This window comes from Hymenobacter swuensis DY53, assembly GCF_000576555.1.
GTDB classification, from domain to species: Bacteria; Bacteroidota; Bacteroidia; order Cytophagales; family Hymenobacteraceae; genus Hymenobacter; species Hymenobacter swuensis.
Window position 1 is genome coordinate 3,257,455 of the sequence record NZ_CP007145.1, and the last position, 12,913, is coordinate 3,270,367.

The 12,913-nt window shown below is 59.5% G+C and carries 15 protein-coding genes; 12 read left to right on the forward strand and 3 right to left on the reverse strand.

Features of this window, described 5'->3' with window-relative positions:
- The first annotated feature begins 35 nt into the window (after positions 1-35).
- The 11 genes from HSW_RS15185 (at position 36) to HSW_RS15235 (ending at position 9,691) form a co-directional block, all read left to right on the forward strand.
- Positions 36-821: a PASTA domain-containing protein gene (locus tag HSW_RS15185; RefSeq protein ID WP_044002612.1), complete on the forward strand. Its 786-nt coding sequence runs from the start codon at positions 36-38 to the stop codon at positions 819-821.
- Positions 822-1,010: 189 nt separating this feature from the next.
- Positions 1,011-2,882 (forward strand): T9SS type A sorting domain-containing protein, encoded by a 1,872-nt coding sequence (locus HSW_RS15190; protein WP_044002613.1) that lies wholly within the window; start codon positions 1,011-1,013, stop codon positions 2,880-2,882.
- Between the two features lie 81 nt (positions 2,883-2,963).
- On the forward strand, positions 2,964-3,263 hold the full coding sequence (locus HSW_RS15195; protein ID WP_044002614.1) for a rhodanese-like domain-containing protein: 300 nt from the start codon (positions 2,964-2,966) through the stop codon (positions 3,261-3,263).
- A gap of 169 nt (positions 3,264-3,432) precedes the next feature.
- Entirely contained in the window at positions 3,433-3,888 is a 456-nt protein-coding gene (locus HSW_RS15200; protein WP_052346496.1) for a MarR family winged helix-turn-helix transcriptional regulator, read from the forward strand.
- A gap of 58 nt (positions 3,889-3,946) precedes the next feature.
- On the forward strand, positions 3,947-4,384 hold the full coding sequence (locus tag HSW_RS15205; protein ID WP_044002615.1) for an organic hydroperoxide resistance protein: 438 nt from the start codon (positions 3,947-3,949) through the stop codon (positions 4,382-4,384).
- Between the two features lie 160 nt (positions 4,385-4,544).
- Positions 4,545-5,540 carry an NADP-dependent oxidoreductase gene (locus HSW_RS15210; RefSeq protein ID WP_044002616.1) on the forward strand — a complete coding sequence of 332 codons (996 nt, stop codon included), beginning with the start codon at positions 4,545-4,547 and terminating at the stop codon, positions 5,538-5,540.
- 41 nt (positions 5,541-5,581) lie between these two features.
- Positions 5,582-5,890, forward strand: coding sequence for a putative quinol monooxygenase (locus HSW_RS15215; RefSeq protein ID WP_044002617.1), 309 nt, complete (start codon positions 5,582-5,584; stop codon positions 5,888-5,890).
- A gap of 47 nt (positions 5,891-5,937) precedes the next feature.
- Positions 5,938-6,618: a type 1 glutamine amidotransferase domain-containing protein gene (locus HSW_RS15220; protein WP_044002618.1), complete on the forward strand. Its 681-nt coding sequence runs from the start codon at positions 5,938-5,940 to the stop codon at positions 6,616-6,618.
- A 162-nt stretch (positions 6,619-6,780) separates the two neighbouring features.
- Positions 6,781-7,014, forward strand: coding sequence for a hypothetical protein (locus HSW_RS15225; protein WP_044002619.1), 234 nt, complete (start codon positions 6,781-6,783; stop codon positions 7,012-7,014).
- Positions 7,015-7,137: 123 nt separating this feature from the next.
- Positions 7,138-9,066 carry an ABC-F family ATP-binding cassette domain-containing protein gene (locus HSW_RS15230; protein WP_044002620.1) on the forward strand — a complete coding sequence of 643 codons (1,929 nt, stop codon included), beginning with the start codon at positions 7,138-7,140 and terminating at the stop codon, positions 9,064-9,066.
- Positions 9,067-9,166: 100 nt separating this feature from the next.
- Positions 9,167-9,691 carry a DUF2911 domain-containing protein gene (locus tag HSW_RS15235; protein WP_044002621.1) on the forward strand — a complete coding sequence of 175 codons (525 nt, stop codon included), beginning with the start codon at positions 9,167-9,169 and terminating at the stop codon, positions 9,689-9,691.
- A 79-nt stretch (positions 9,692-9,770) separates the two neighbouring features.
- Here HSW_RS15235 and HSW_RS15240 read toward each other — a convergent pair whose 3' ends face one another.
- From HSW_RS15240 to HSW_RS15250, 3 genes are all read right to left on the reverse strand, one after another.
- Positions 9,771-10,541: a hypothetical protein gene (locus HSW_RS15240; RefSeq protein ID WP_044002622.1), complete on the reverse strand. Its 771-nt coding sequence runs from the start codon at positions 10,539-10,541 to the stop codon at positions 9,771-9,773.
- Positions 10,542-10,643: 102 nt separating this feature from the next.
- On the reverse strand, positions 10,644-10,991 hold the full coding sequence (locus tag HSW_RS15245) for a DUF952 domain-containing protein (RefSeq protein ID WP_052346497.1): 348 nt from the start codon (positions 10,989-10,991) through the stop codon (positions 10,644-10,646).
- Positions 10,992-11,085: 94 nt separating this feature from the next.
- A complete protein-coding gene (locus tag HSW_RS15250) occupies positions 11,086-11,472 on the reverse strand; it encodes a hypothetical protein (protein ID WP_044004858.1) in 387 nt (128 codons plus the stop codon).
- Between the two features lie 169 nt (positions 11,473-11,641).
- Here HSW_RS15250 and hppD point away from each other — a divergent pair, with 169 nt between their 5' ends.
- Entirely contained in the window at positions 11,642-12,775 is a 1,134-nt protein-coding gene (hppD, locus tag HSW_RS15255) for a 4-hydroxyphenylpyruvate dioxygenase (RefSeq protein WP_197031887.1), read from the forward strand.
- Positions 12,776-12,913 lie beyond the last annotated feature (138 nt).

The following is a 12,913-nucleotide window of genomic DNA, read 5'->3' on the forward strand; positions in this document are numbered from 1 at the left end:
TCCTTTTCTCTCATTTTCCCAACGACTTCCACCGAATGTCCTTTTTCCGTTCCGATACGCCGGCCGACCTGCTCAAGCACGTGCTCATCATTGTGGTAGCCACGGCGGCCTTGGTGTTCGGGTTCTTTTACGTGTACCTGCCCATCACCACCAACCATGGCGAAACCATTGTGGTACCGAAGGTCACCGGTATGAACCAGGCCGACTTGGAGAACTACCTCGACGAGCGGGACTTGGCCTATTTCGTGGACGACAGCACCTACGACGCCAGCATCAAGCCCGGCACGGTGCTTACGCAGGAGCCCAAGGCCGGCGAGAAGGTGAAGGAAGGCCGCAAGATTTACGTGTCGGTTTCAATGAAGAATCCACCCGTTATCAAGATGCCCAAGCTCACCGACGGCTCGGTGAAAAACGCCCAAATGATCCTCAAAAGCTATGATCTGGTGGTAGGCCAGTTGAAATTCGTGCCTAACATTCAGAAGGATGCGGTGCTGAAGCAGCTGGTAAACGGCAAGGAAATAGCGGCCGGCGCGGCCATCACCAAAGGCACCCGCGTAGACCTGGAAGTGGGCGACGGCCTGGGCAACCAGGAATTTCCGGTGCCCAACCTCGTGAACATGCCCGCCGATGAGGCCAAAATCCTGCTCGTGGGCCAAGGCCTGCAGGTGGGCGAAATCTTCTATCAGGAGCCCGAGGACGGCCAGACGGAAGGCACCGTGGTAAAGCAGCGCCCCGTACCCGGCCCCGGCACCACCATCCGGATGGGCCAACTGGTGGATCTGTGGGTGGCCGGCAGTGAGCCGGTAAAGGCGGTAGATTAAAGACCCTTTTAAAGAAGTTAGTACCGGTCATTTCTTATGCCTTGAAATGACCATCTGATAGCTGCAGAGGCAGCAGCATACCACTGGAGAAGAAAGGTTCGTTGGGATACAACGAACCTTTTTTCGTTTCTGACCGTGAGCAGATACGAAACTGGTACTACTCCGCCTCTATTCCTTTTCTTTGCTTCAATGACTGATTTGTTACGCTTTTTGCTTGGTACTGCCGGGCTGTTCGGCCTGGTCACGTTATCGGGCCAGGCCCAGGTAGTGCAGCCGCTGGGGGCTGAGCCTGTTCACCTTACCCCTGCCCCGACGACAACGCAACGCCCTGCTGCCCTGGCGTTGCCTTTTTTGGATGACTTTGCAAGCCAACCGGAAGGCGCCCCGGCAGTAGCCCGCTGGGAACCGGCCGGCGGGGCCCTCATCAACAACCGCTTCCCGCGCCGACCCATCAGCCGGGGCGTGGCCACCCTGGACGGGCTGGATGGCCGGGGCCGGCCTCGGGGCACCGTTTCGATGGTGGGCGACGCGGACACGCTCACGTCCCAGCCCCTGAATCTGAGTGGCCTGACAACGGGCAGCAACGTGTTTCTGAGCTTTTTCTGGCAGGCCGGCACGCTGGTAGGGCCACCCTCGCCCAGCGGTACGCGGCCCATTGCGCTGTATGTCGATTTTAAGGACGCAGCTGATCAGTGGCAGCAGGTCTGGCAGCTGCGCAGCCCCGCCGACACCACCAATTTCCGGTTTAAGGCCCTGGCCGTGAATCAGGCGGCCTTCCTGCACGATGATTTTCAATTCCGCTTCCGGGTGAGCGGCTACCTATACAATGCCCGCGACGCCTGGAGCGTGGACTACGTACGCCTAGACCGCAACCGCACCGCCACCGACTCGGCCTACCGGGATATTGCCATCAGCAAGCCGCTGCCCAGTGCCTTGAAGCGCTTTGCGGCCATGCCCGTGACGCAGTTCAATCTCAACCCCACGCAGGAACTCAACGACCGGACCGCCACCAGCATCAACAACCTTGACGCCGGCCCTGCTCCCACGCCTATCAGCTGGGAAGGCTATCTGGAGACGCTGCCGGACAATACCAGCCGCCGCTTTCTTACCGGTGGCCGTTCTCTTGATGCCGGGCTGCGCCAGCAGCCCATTACGGGCAATCCGCGTCTGGCTACGCTGCCTGCCACTGCGGCGGCCAAGCAGCTACGGCAGCGGGTGGTACTCATCAGCAACGAAACCAACCCGCTCACGCTGCCCAACGACACCATTAGCCGCGTTACGGACCTGACCGACTACTACGCCTACGACGATGGCACCGCCGAAGCCACCCTCAGCCTAGCTCCGGCCTCTACTGGGCCAGCCAGCTACCACGCGCTACGCTTCGACCTGAACCGCCCCGACCAGATTCGGGCTATCCGGCTAGCGCCATTGCTCCTCACGGCGGGAGGGCGGACTATTACGGTTAACATCTGGGAGGATAACGGCAGTGGCCAGCCCGCCGCCACACCCAAAGCCAGCAAAAGCTTTACCATTCCTACCTCTCTACCAGCCGGGCAAGTGTTTATCGAAATTCCCTTCGATAATCCAGTGCCGGTGAGCGGTCGGTTTTATGCCGGTTATGGCCATCCACCGACACTTCAATTCGTGCAGTTTCAAGTGGACTTGAATAACGCTCCGCCTGCCAACACGTTTTTCCGTAACGAATTTGGCGCATGGAGTGTAGCCTCTACGGCTACCCCTGGCGGCTACACTCCCGCCGGCTCCTTGATGCTCCGGCCGGTGACGACCGGCGTGGTAACCGGCACGGCCGCTCCGGCTGGCGTGGCAGCGGCCTATCAGCTCTATCCCAATCCGACTACCGATGGGCAGGTACAGGTAGTAGGCCGCTACGTCCGGGCCTTGGTCCTGGATGCAGTTGGCCGCGTGGTATGGGAGCAGCCGGCCAATCAGGCGGGCCAACCGATACTGCAGGTGCCGCTGCCGGCTGGGCTGTATTTCGTGCGGCTAAGTCTGCCCGATGGCCAGACGGTCACGAAGCGGCTATCCATTGCCCAACCCTAAGGTTAGCTTACCGGTTTTCTCGTTAATCTTGCACACACGGCCGTAGCTGGTCTTTTCACTACCCTTCACTTTGTTGTAAACATGAACGACATCACCTCCCCCGAGCTGAAAGAGCGCCAGCATAATGGCACGGCCCCCGTTATTATTGATGTGCGCGAAACCTGGGAGAACGAAGAAAGCCATATCAGCGGCAGCCGCAACATTCCGCTGGGCGAGCTGCCCGGCAAGCTTGATGAGTTGGAAGATCTCAAGCACCAGGAAATTGTGGTGCATTGCAAAAGCGGTGGCCGTTCGGCCTCGGCCAAAGCCTTCCTGGTCCAGCACGGGTTCGACCATGTGCGCAACCTTCTCGGAGGTATGCAGGGCTACCAACAGGCTTAAGTGGCACTGCAACTTGCCAAAAGGTCCGCTGGGCAGTGCCCAGCGGACCTTTGTTTATTAATATAACAATCAATCATTCTGCATGTTACGCTATTCATATAGCGAGGATAGCAAATTTAATTGTATACAATCAAACATTACACAACCATAAAGCGTTTATTTGCCAACGATGACTGCAACGCCTCTTTCTCCCGCTGACCAGAACCCGCTACAGAAGCTGGAAAACCAATTGTGCTTCCCGTTGTACGCTGCTTCCCGGATGCTCACAAAGGCGTATCTGCCGCTGCTGCAGGAGTTGGACTTGACGTACCCGCAGTACCTGGTGCTGCTGCTGCTGTGGGAGCACCAGGAGCTGACGGTAAAGGAGCTGGGCGACAACCTGCTGCTGGATTCCGGTACGCTCACGCCCTTGCTCAAGCGCATGGAGCAGAAGCAGTGGGTAAGCCGCCGCCGCGACCCGCGCGACGAGCGGTCGGTCATCATCGGGTTGCAACCGGCCGGTACGGCATTGCGCCGACAGGCCTGCCACATCCCCGAGCAGCTGTTTGCTAGGCTGGGCATGCCCCAAGCCGAGTTTGAAGCCCTGCGCGACCAGCTCACCCAACTACTTACCCGGCTGCAATAGCGCGGCCGTTTTGCCCTTCCCTTTTCTTCTTTTCTTTCACTTCCCCTTCTCACTTCGCATGAAAATCGAGAAAATCTTCACGGCTCAGGCCAAAGCCAAAGGTGGCCGCGACGGCGCCATCACTACCAGCAACGATGTGCTGAACCTCAACCTGAGCACGCCGAAGGAAATGGGCGGCCCCGGCAAAACCGGTGCTACCAACCCCGAGCAGCTGTTTGCGGCTGGTTACGCTGCCTGCTTCGAGGGCGCGCTGGGCGTAGCCGCCCGCCAGGCCGGCGTGAAGCTGAACGATGTGACGGTGGAAGCCCTCATCGGTTTCGGCAAAGCCGAAGATGGTGGCTACGGCATTTCGGCCGACCTGCACGTAAACCTGCCCGGCTTCGAGCAGGCCCAGGCTGAGCAACTGGTAGAAGCAGCCCACGGCATTTGTCCTTACTCGCGCGCTACCAAAGGCAATATTGAAGTAAACCTCACGACTACCACCGACAACGCCTAAGCCGCGACGGTACTTTCCAGAGGGTTGAATACGGACCGGCCGCCACTTGGTGGGCAGTCCGTATTCAACCCTCTATCTTTTCTACCGTTGAGCTTATGAGCCCTCCGTACGTCAGTGCGTCAGGCGGTTCCACCCTATTTCCTTCCTTTTCCTGCTCCCTATGAAAACCAACACCATTCTGCTGGCTAGTCGGCCCCAAGGCGAGCCGACAGCGGCCCAGTTTCAGTTTGAAATCCGCGAAGTGCCCGCGCCCAAAGCCGGCGAAGTACTGCTAAAAACCCGCTACGTCAGCGTCGACCCCTACATGCGGGGCCGCATGAGTGCCGCCAAATCATACGTGGCGCCGTTTGAGGTGGGCCAGCCCATTGCCGGCGGCGTAGTGGCCGAGGTGGTGGAAAGTCAGGCCGAAAGCCTACCTGTGGGTAGCATTGTGGTGGGCAACCTGCCCTGGCAGGAATACAGCGTGGCCCCGGCCGCCAGCCTCAACCACGTACCCGCCGACCAGGCCCCCATCAGCTACTTCCTGGGGTTGCTGGGGATGCCCGGCCTCACGGCTTACTTCGGGCTGCTCGACATCTGCCAGCCCAAGCCGGGCGAAACGGTGGTGGTATCAGGAGCGGCCGGCGCGGTAGGCATGGTAGTGGGCCAGCTAGCCAAAATCAAAGGCGCCCGCGTGATTGGCACGGCCGGCTCCGACGAGAAAGTGGCCTACCTCAAGCAGCTGGGCTTCGATGAGGCCATCAACTACAAAACCGCCGACGTGGCCCAGGCCCTGGCTGCCGCCGCGCCCAACGGCGTGGATTGCTACTTCGATAACGTGGGCGGCGTCATCACCGATGCCGTGTACGATCTGCTCAACAAGCACGCCCGCATTGCCCTCTGCGGCCAGATTTCCACCTACAACAACACCGAAGCGCCCGTGGGGCCACGCCCCGAGGGCAAGTTGCTCAAAACAAGCACTCGGCTCCAGGGATTCATCGTGAGCGACTACCTGCCTCAGTGGCCCGCGGGCGTGAAGCAGCTCACCGAATGGTACGGCCAGGGCAAGCTGCAGTTTGAGGAAACCATTACCGAGGGTTTCGAGCAGATTCCGGCCGCTTTCCTGGGCCTGTTCAAGGGCGACAACACTGGCAAGGCCATCGTGAAAGTGGCCTAGCGTTTTTCGGCGCTTCGGCGCGAAACCTAACTTTCTGTCCCATGTCAACTACCGCTGAAATCATCTGCGTGGCCGCCGAATGGCGCACCCGGCCCGAGCACGTGGACACCATTTGCCGCCTGATGCGCGAGGCCGCCACCGCCGTGCGCGCCCACGAGCCGGGCAACCTGCTGTACGTGGCCCACCAGGACCCCAAGGACCCGGCGCACTTCCTGTTCTACGAGCAGTATGCCAACCAGGCCGCGCTGGACGCCCACGTGGCCTCGGCGCACTACAAAGAGCTGGTGGCGGCCCAGATTGTCCCGCTCCTCACCGAGCGCAACGTGACGCTTTACCGGTTGCTGGCCTAGCGACCAGCTTCATTTTTCCTCTTTTTTCTCTCTAAAATTTCCTTCCGATGAAAATTCTGATGGTGCTCACCTCGCACGACCAACTGGGCAATACCGGCCACAAAACCGGTTTCTGGCTGGAAGAATTTGCCGCGCCTTACTACGTGTTCAAGGATGCCGGTGCCGAGCTAACCCTGGCCTCACCCAAAGGTGGCCAGCCGCCCCTCGACCCGAAAAGCGACGACCCCAGCGCCCAGACCGACGCCACCACCCGCTTCAAAGCCGATGAGGCCGCCCAGCAGGCCCTGGCTCATACCGTGAAGCTGGATTCGGTTTCAGGCACTGATTTCGACGCCGTATTCTACCCCGGCGGCCACGGCCCTTTGTGGGATCTGGCCGAAGACAAGAAGTCGATTGAGCTAATTGAAACCATGTATGCCGCTGGCAAGCCCGTGGCGGCCGTGTGCCATGCCCCAGGCGTACTGCGCCACGTGAAAGCCGCCAATGGTGAGCCACTGGTGAAAGGCAAATCGGTAGCTGGTTTCACCAATACCGAGGAAGAAGCCGTGCAGCTGACGAACGTGGTGCCTTTCCTGGTGGAAGACATGCTGAAGGAAAACGGCGGCGACTACTCGAAAGGTGCCGACTGGGCCCCCTACGTAACCCAGGTCGACAACCTCATCACGGGCCAGAACCCGGCTTCCTCGGAACCGGCTGCTGAAGCCCTGCTGAAGCTGCTGAAGAAGTAGTCTGACGACCGTACTTCGCCCGAAAGCCCCGGTGGCTCCCAAAGCGGGAGCTGCCGGGGCTTTTTGATATCGGCTCAAGCGTGGGGAAATAGTGGCAGAACTGCGGCCTGAAATCCGGACATATTTCTATATTTCCCGCCTGCTGACCTGCCTTTCTGCGCTATGAGTAAGATTCTGGAGGAAATTGACCAGGCCCTGGCCTCCTTCGACCCCAGCCACGGCCGCCCCATTGCCATTGAGTTGGGCGAGCGGAAATACACCCAACTGGTCCTCGACGTGGCCCACCTGCACGCCGATGGTGGCTCCCTGACCCACAATACCGGTCGCCCCCTGGCCTACCGTGGCCTCGAAATTCTGCGCGACGACACCAACCGTGACCGGGTGCGGGTGATATAGGATGAGGAGGCAGGAGGCAGAAGTAAAAGAACGTCATTCCTCGCTCCACTTGGAATGACGTTCTGCTTTTTACCATTCCTTACTTCTTCCCGGCTTCTAACTCCTAGCCCCTACCTTTGCGGCATGAATTTGCTTTCCGCTGAGAATCTTTCGAAGAATTATGCCGACCGGTGGCTTTTCCGGGACCTGAACTTTGGCTTGTTGCAGGGCCAGCGTGTGGCCTTCGTGGGCATCAACGGCACCGGCAAAACCACCCTGATGCGCATTCTGGCCGGCCTGGAGCAGCCCGATACCGGCCTGGTAAGCACGCGCAAAGGTATTCGGGTGACCTATCTGGGCCAGCAGCCGGTGTTCGATGAAAGCCTGACGGTGGAGGAAACCATCTTCGCCAGCCAGAACGATACGCTCCGCGCCATCAAGGAGTACGAGCACGTCGTGAACGACCCCGACCACAAATCCGACGACCTGCAACGGGTGCTGGAGCGCATGGACGCGCTGAATGCCTGGGACTACGAGGCGCAGGTGCAGCAGATTCTGAGCCGGCTGGGCATTCTGGGCGAGCTGCTCAACCGCAACATCAGCATGCTCTCGGGCGGGCAGCGCAAGCGCGTGGCCCTGGCCCGCGTCCTCATCGAAGAGCCCGACGTGCTGCTGCTCGATGAACCTACCAACCACTTGGACCTGGCTACCATCGAGTGGCTGGAAAACCGCCTGTCGTCGCCGAACCTGACGCTGCTCATGGTCACCCACGACCGGTACTTCCTCGACAGCGTAGCCAACGAAATTGTGGAGCTGGACCAAGGCCAAATGTATCGTTACCAGGGCAACTACGCCTACTTCGTGGAGAAAAAGGCTGACCGCGAGATGCGCCAGGCCACCGAGGTGGAAAAGGCCCGTCAGCTATTCAAGAAGGAGCTGGACTGGATGCGCCGCATGCCCCAGGCCCGCGGTACCAAGCAGAAGGCCCGCATCGACGCCTTCTACATCACGAAGGAAAAAGCCAGCACCAACCTGAGCAAGCAGCAGGTGGAGCTGAGCGTGAAAACCACCCGCCAGGGCGGCAAAATCATCGAAGCCAGCCACCTCAATAAGTCCTTCGGCGACAACGTGGTGCTCGATGATTTCAGCTACGTCTTCAAGAAAAAGGACCGGATCGGCCTCGTGGGTCCTAATGGCGCGGGCAAATCCACGCTGCTGAACATGCTCACGGGCAAGCTCCAGCCCGATTCCGGCACCATTGAGGTGGGCCAGACCACCGTGTTCGGCTACTACACCCAGACGGAGCTGGAATTCGACCCTTCCCAGCGCGTGATTGACATTGTGAAGGAAGTGGCCGAGGTGGTGGAGCTGGCCAACGGCGACGTACTCACGGCCAGCCAGTTCCTGAGCCTGTTCCTGTTTCCGCCGGCCCAGCAGTACACGCTGGTTACCAAGCTGAGCGGGGGCGAAAAGCGCCGACTGCAGCTGCTGCGCGTGCTCATCAAGAACCCCAACTTCCTGATTCTTGACGAGCCCACCAACGACCTGGACCTGGGCACGCTCAACATTCTGGAAGACTTCCTGCTGCACTTCGGCGGCTGTCTGCTCATCGTCAGCCACGACCGGTACTTCCTCGACCAGCTGGCCGAGCACCTGTTTGTGCTGGAACCCGGCGGGGCCGTGCTCAACTTCCCCGGCAACTATACCGACTACCGCGAGTACCTGGCCGAGCGCGAAACCGAAGCCGCGCTGGAAGCGGCCGAGAAGGAAGCCAAAGCTGCCCGCGCTGCCGCCAAAGCCGTAGCGACGGCCCCGGCTCCAGCACCGGTAGTGGCCCCGGCTCCGCCCGCCGCCCCTAAGCGCAAAGCCACTTTCGCCGAGAAAAAGGAGTACGATACGCTGGAAAAGGAAATCGGACAGCTCGAAATTCGTAAGGAAGAACTCATCGATAAGCTCAACTCCGGTACCGGCTCCCACCAGGAGCTGGCCGACTGGGCTGCCGAGCTCAAACGCACCGAAACCGCCCTCGACGACAAGGGCATGCGCTGGCTGGAACTAGCTGACTTTGTGTAAGCCTCCCGCAAGTGGTTTTCAAACCAATCGGCCACCATTTTGTAATTTACCCAGCCTCCCGCCCGAGGCTGGGTATTTTTTTCACTCTCTTTCCCATATCATGAAAAACCTCCGCCTTTTCCGCGTATTGACCTTGCTGCTCGCAGTTCTGCTTTGGTCCAGCTACAGCCAGGCCCAGGATGCTCCTAAAGAAAAGCCCAGCCCAGCTGCCACTGCTACTGGCAAAATTGGGAAAGCCACTGTCACGGTGGCTTACAGCAGCCCGGCCGTGAAAGGCCGCGCCATCTGGGGAAGTTTGGTGCCTTACGGGCAGGTATGGCGGGCCGGAGCCAACGAGGCTACCACGTTCACCACCGACCAGCCCGTGCAGATCGAAGGCAAAACCCTGCCAGCCGGTACGTACGCCCTCTTCGTCATTCCCACTGAAAAGCAATGGACCGTTATTTTCAACAAAACGGCCAAGCAGTGGGGTGCCTTCAAATACGATGAGAAACAGGATGCGCTGCGCGTGATAGCCACACCCCGCAAAACCGCCACTCTCGCGGAGCGGCTGGTATACGAGGTAAATCCGCAGGGCTTGGTGTTGCGCTGGGAAAACCAGGAATTGCCCATAGCCATCAAATAGGCAGCTGAATAGATCAACCAACGAGGCCCTTTCCACTGCAGTGGAAAGGGCCTCGTTGGTTGATAGAAACCTTCTTCTACTAGTAGCTTTTCAGGTGCTGGGTGAAGTTGAACTGTACCGGCCGCTCATCAAAGAACACGACTACGCGTAACTTACGGGCAGCATCCAGGCGCGGGAAATAGAGTTGGCCCGTCATGCGCTGGCCCGGTTGCAGCGTATCATGCCGCAGGGCTACTGTTTCCAGGGTACGGGTGGTGCTGTACAGGTTGTCGGCGTTTTGCGCATGGGTTTCGCGCTGCTCATCGAAATATGCGTTGTCGGACTGGTGACGATACTCCCGTTCGGCAATCTGCTCGGCGGTTTCTTTTTTCTTGATGCTGGCCACATCCTCCACTGCGTGCGTGGCAAGCGTCAGTATTTCGAACCAGCTGACGTTTTCCGCTTTTTGGGCTTCCTTCGCCAACTTAGCCTTGAGTTGCGCCAGACGTAGCTCGGGGTCGGCGGCCAGTACGCGGGCCTCGAAGTACTGTGCAGGTGCCGCTACAGTGTCAGCCAGTGTGTCGGGCAGGGCCATGTAGTAGAAGGTTTCGGGCGAGATGCGGATCGGATGGTCGGAGTAGTTTTGGATGTCCGTTTCAAAAACCAGCTCCCGCTCCTCGGCCCGAATAAACCCTAGACGCACATATACGCTGTCGGGGTGGCTGAAGAAGCTGGTGGGGTGGCCGTTTACCCAGGGGCCATCGGGGCGGGTGGGGCTCACATTCAGAAAGGAGGTGGCACCGCAGGCAGTGAGAAACAGCACGGCAGCCAGGAGCAGCGCACGCGCAGCCAACGAAGTAAACGTAACCATCAGTAGGGAAGGAATAACGGGTAACCGAATACTAAAAAGGCCGGGCCGATCATCGACCCGGCCCTGTATAGTGCCAAAAGCAAGAATAAAGCCGATTTCAGCTCAGCCCAACTCCGGGGGCAGTTGCGCGCTACCATCCGGCGCTACTGGGAAGGGCCAGCAGCGGCTTATGGAAGCCAGTGGAATGCGGCCGAATACATGCGGAAACCATGCCTGCCGCCCGGCAGCCCACTCCCGCTCTACCCGCACGCCTGCCGCTGCTAAGCCCTTTTCCGGCACTTCCAGCAGCACCGCATCGGGACTGTTCCGATAGTACAGCCGGGCCGTTTCCAGCACCTGGGCCAGCTCCGAAGCGTGAATGAAGCCCTCGGCCGTTAAATCGGCACTAGCGAAAAAGCCGGTGTCCTGGGCCTGCTGCCAGTCGGCCGGTTGGGCAATGCGGTAGAGCATGTTAAAAATTGAGAAGCAAGGAGTGAGCAGTGAAAAGTAAAAGCCCGCGCATGAGCTTCTACTTTTCACCTTTTACTGCTGTTTCACTTCCGGTTTAGGCTTGCCACAGCTCCTGCTGCACGGCTTTACCTACGGTAAGCACAATGCGGGTGGGATTGGGAATGAGGGTGATGCGGGCTTCTTTGCCGGGGTATTTTTCTGAGTCAACCCATACGCCTTCTTTGGGCGAAGGGGTCCCGCCGGTGCTGGAGGGCAGGTAGGCGGTGGGCAGCAGCACATCGGTATCGGAGTTCAGGTCGTTGTGGACTTTCTCCAGGGCCGCTTCCAGGAACGCGCCGTATTCGTCGTTGAAATCGTCTTCCAGGTCGTGCAGCTCCTCCTCTACTTCGTCGTAGCGGGTGTCGTCGTACGAAAGCTCGTGCAGAGTCTGTTTCTTCTCGATTAGCGCGGTAAGGGCGCGGTTGAGGTCCTCCTTGTTCATAGCCACGGGCAATAAAATGGTGTGCCACAAAGGTGCGTAGGTTTCGGGAAAATCCCATGGCCGAGGCCGGGGCCTTGCCTAAGCCGACCACCAACTCGGCGCAGATTCGGGTATTCCCGTATTTTTACTCCCGTCAACTCATCCACCCGCCACCCAACTGCTTCCCGCCATGGAAACCATGACTTCGCCGGCCGTGCAGGCCCACCCCGCCCACGACTTCCTGCCCCTCAACGGCACCGATTACCTAGAATTTTACGTGGGTAACGCCAAGCAGTCGGCTTACTACTACCAAGCCGCTTTTGGCTTCGAGCTAGTGGCCTACGCCGGCCCCGAAACCGGCCTGCGCGACCGGGCCAGCTATGTGCTCCAGCAGAACAAAATCCGGCTGGTGCTCACCACCTCCCTCCTGCCCGATTCCGACATCACGCGCCACGTAGCTCAGCACGGCGACGGCGTGAAGGTAATGGCCCTGTGGGTAGACGACGCCCGCAAATCCTTCGAGGAAACCACCAAGCGCGGAGCCAAACCCGCCTTTGAGCCCTACACCATCGAGGATGAGCACGGCTCGGTGACAATGGCCGGTATTTACACCTACGGCGAAACCATCCACACCTTCGTGGAGCGCCGCAACTACTCGGGGCCTTTCCTGCCCGGTTTCGTGGCAAAATCCAGCGGCATTCCGCAGGGCGCGCCCGTGGGCCTGCAGGTAGTGGACCACTGCGTGGGTAATGTAGGCTGGGGTGAGATGAACCAGTGGGTGAAGTTCTACGAGGATGTGATGGGCTTCAAGCTGCTTATCACCTTCGACGACGACGACATCAGCACCGAGTATTCGGCCCTGATGAGTAAGGTGGTCAGCAACGGGAACGGCTTTGTGAAATTCCCCATCAACGAGCCCGCCGAAGGCAAGAAAAAGAGCCAGATTGAGGAGTACCTCGACTTCTACCACGCGCCCGGGGTGCAGCACATGGCCCTGGTCACCAACGATATCCGCACGACCGTCACGGAACTGCGCCGCCGCGGCGTAGAGTTCCTGCAGGTGCCCGCCACCTACTACGACGACCTGCTGGAGCGCGTGGGCCACATCGACGAGGATCTGGACAGCATCCGCGACCTGAACCTGCTGGTGGACCGCGACGAGGAAGGCTACCTGCTCCAGATTTTCACGAAGCCCGTGGAAGACCGGCCTACCGTATTCTACGAAATCATCCAGCGCAAGGGAGCCAAGAGCTTCGGCAAAGGTAACTTCAAGGCTCTGTTCGAGGCCATTGAGCGCGAGCAGGCGTTGCGCGGCAACCTGTAAGCCGCTGTCATTGCGAGCAGGCCCGACGAAGCGCCCGAAGGACAGCGCAGCTAATCCGTCCTTCACGCAGTCAGAAGTTCAGACTCGCTCAAAAGCCCCTGACGTCAGATCCAGTCGTCAGGGGCTTTTCATTTTCCA

Excerpts from the sequence above, each read along its gene's own strand:
- HSW_RS15225 (WP_044002619.1), top strand. The coding sequence starts at position 6,781 with ATGAGTAAGATTCTGGAGGAAATTGACCAGGCCCTGGCCTCCTTCGAC.
- HSW_RS15240 (WP_044002622.1), bottom strand. The coding sequence starts at position 10,541 with ATGGTTACGTTTACTTCGTTGGCTGCGCGTGCGCTGCTCCTGGCTGCC.
- HSW_RS15190 (WP_044002613.1), top strand. The coding sequence starts at position 1,011 with ATGACTGATTTGTTACGCTTTTTGCTTGGTACTGCCGGGCTGTTCGGC.
- hppD (WP_197031887.1), top strand. The coding sequence starts at position 11,642 with ATGGAAACCATGACTTCGCCGGCCGTGCAGGCCCACCCCGCCCACGAC.
- HSW_RS15235 (WP_044002621.1), top strand. The coding sequence starts at position 9,167 with ATGAAAAACCTCCGCCTTTTCCGCGTATTGACCTTGCTGCTCGCAGTT.
- HSW_RS15220 (WP_044002618.1), top strand. The coding sequence starts at position 5,938 with ATGAAAATTCTGATGGTGCTCACCTCGCACGACCAACTGGGCAATACC.
- HSW_RS15245 (WP_052346497.1), bottom strand. The coding sequence starts at position 10,991 with ATGCTCTACCGCATTGCCCAACCGGCCGACTGGCAGCAGGCCCAGGAC.
- HSW_RS15185 (WP_044002612.1), top strand. The coding sequence starts at position 36 with ATGTCCTTTTTCCGTTCCGATACGCCGGCCGACCTGCTCAAGCACGTG.
- HSW_RS15205 (WP_044002615.1), top strand. The coding sequence starts at position 3,947 with ATGAAAATCGAGAAAATCTTCACGGCTCAGGCCAAAGCCAAAGGTGGC.
- HSW_RS15250 (WP_044004858.1), bottom strand. The coding sequence starts at position 11,472 with ATGAACAAGGAGGACCTCAACCGCGCCCTTACCGCGCTAATCGAGAAG.
- HSW_RS15200 (WP_052346496.1), top strand. The coding sequence starts at position 3,433 with ATGACTGCAACGCCTCTTTCTCCCGCTGACCAGAACCCGCTACAGAAG.
- HSW_RS15195 (WP_044002614.1), top strand. The coding sequence starts at position 2,964 with ATGAACGACATCACCTCCCCCGAGCTGAAAGAGCGCCAGCATAATGGC.
- HSW_RS15215 (WP_044002617.1), top strand. The coding sequence starts at position 5,582 with ATGTCAACTACCGCTGAAATCATCTGCGTGGCCGCCGAATGGCGCACC.
- HSW_RS15230 (WP_044002620.1), top strand. The coding sequence starts at position 7,138 with ATGAATTTGCTTTCCGCTGAGAATCTTTCGAAGAATTATGCCGACCGG.
- HSW_RS15210 (WP_044002616.1), top strand. The coding sequence starts at position 4,545 with ATGAAAACCAACACCATTCTGCTGGCTAGTCGGCCCCAAGGCGAGCCG.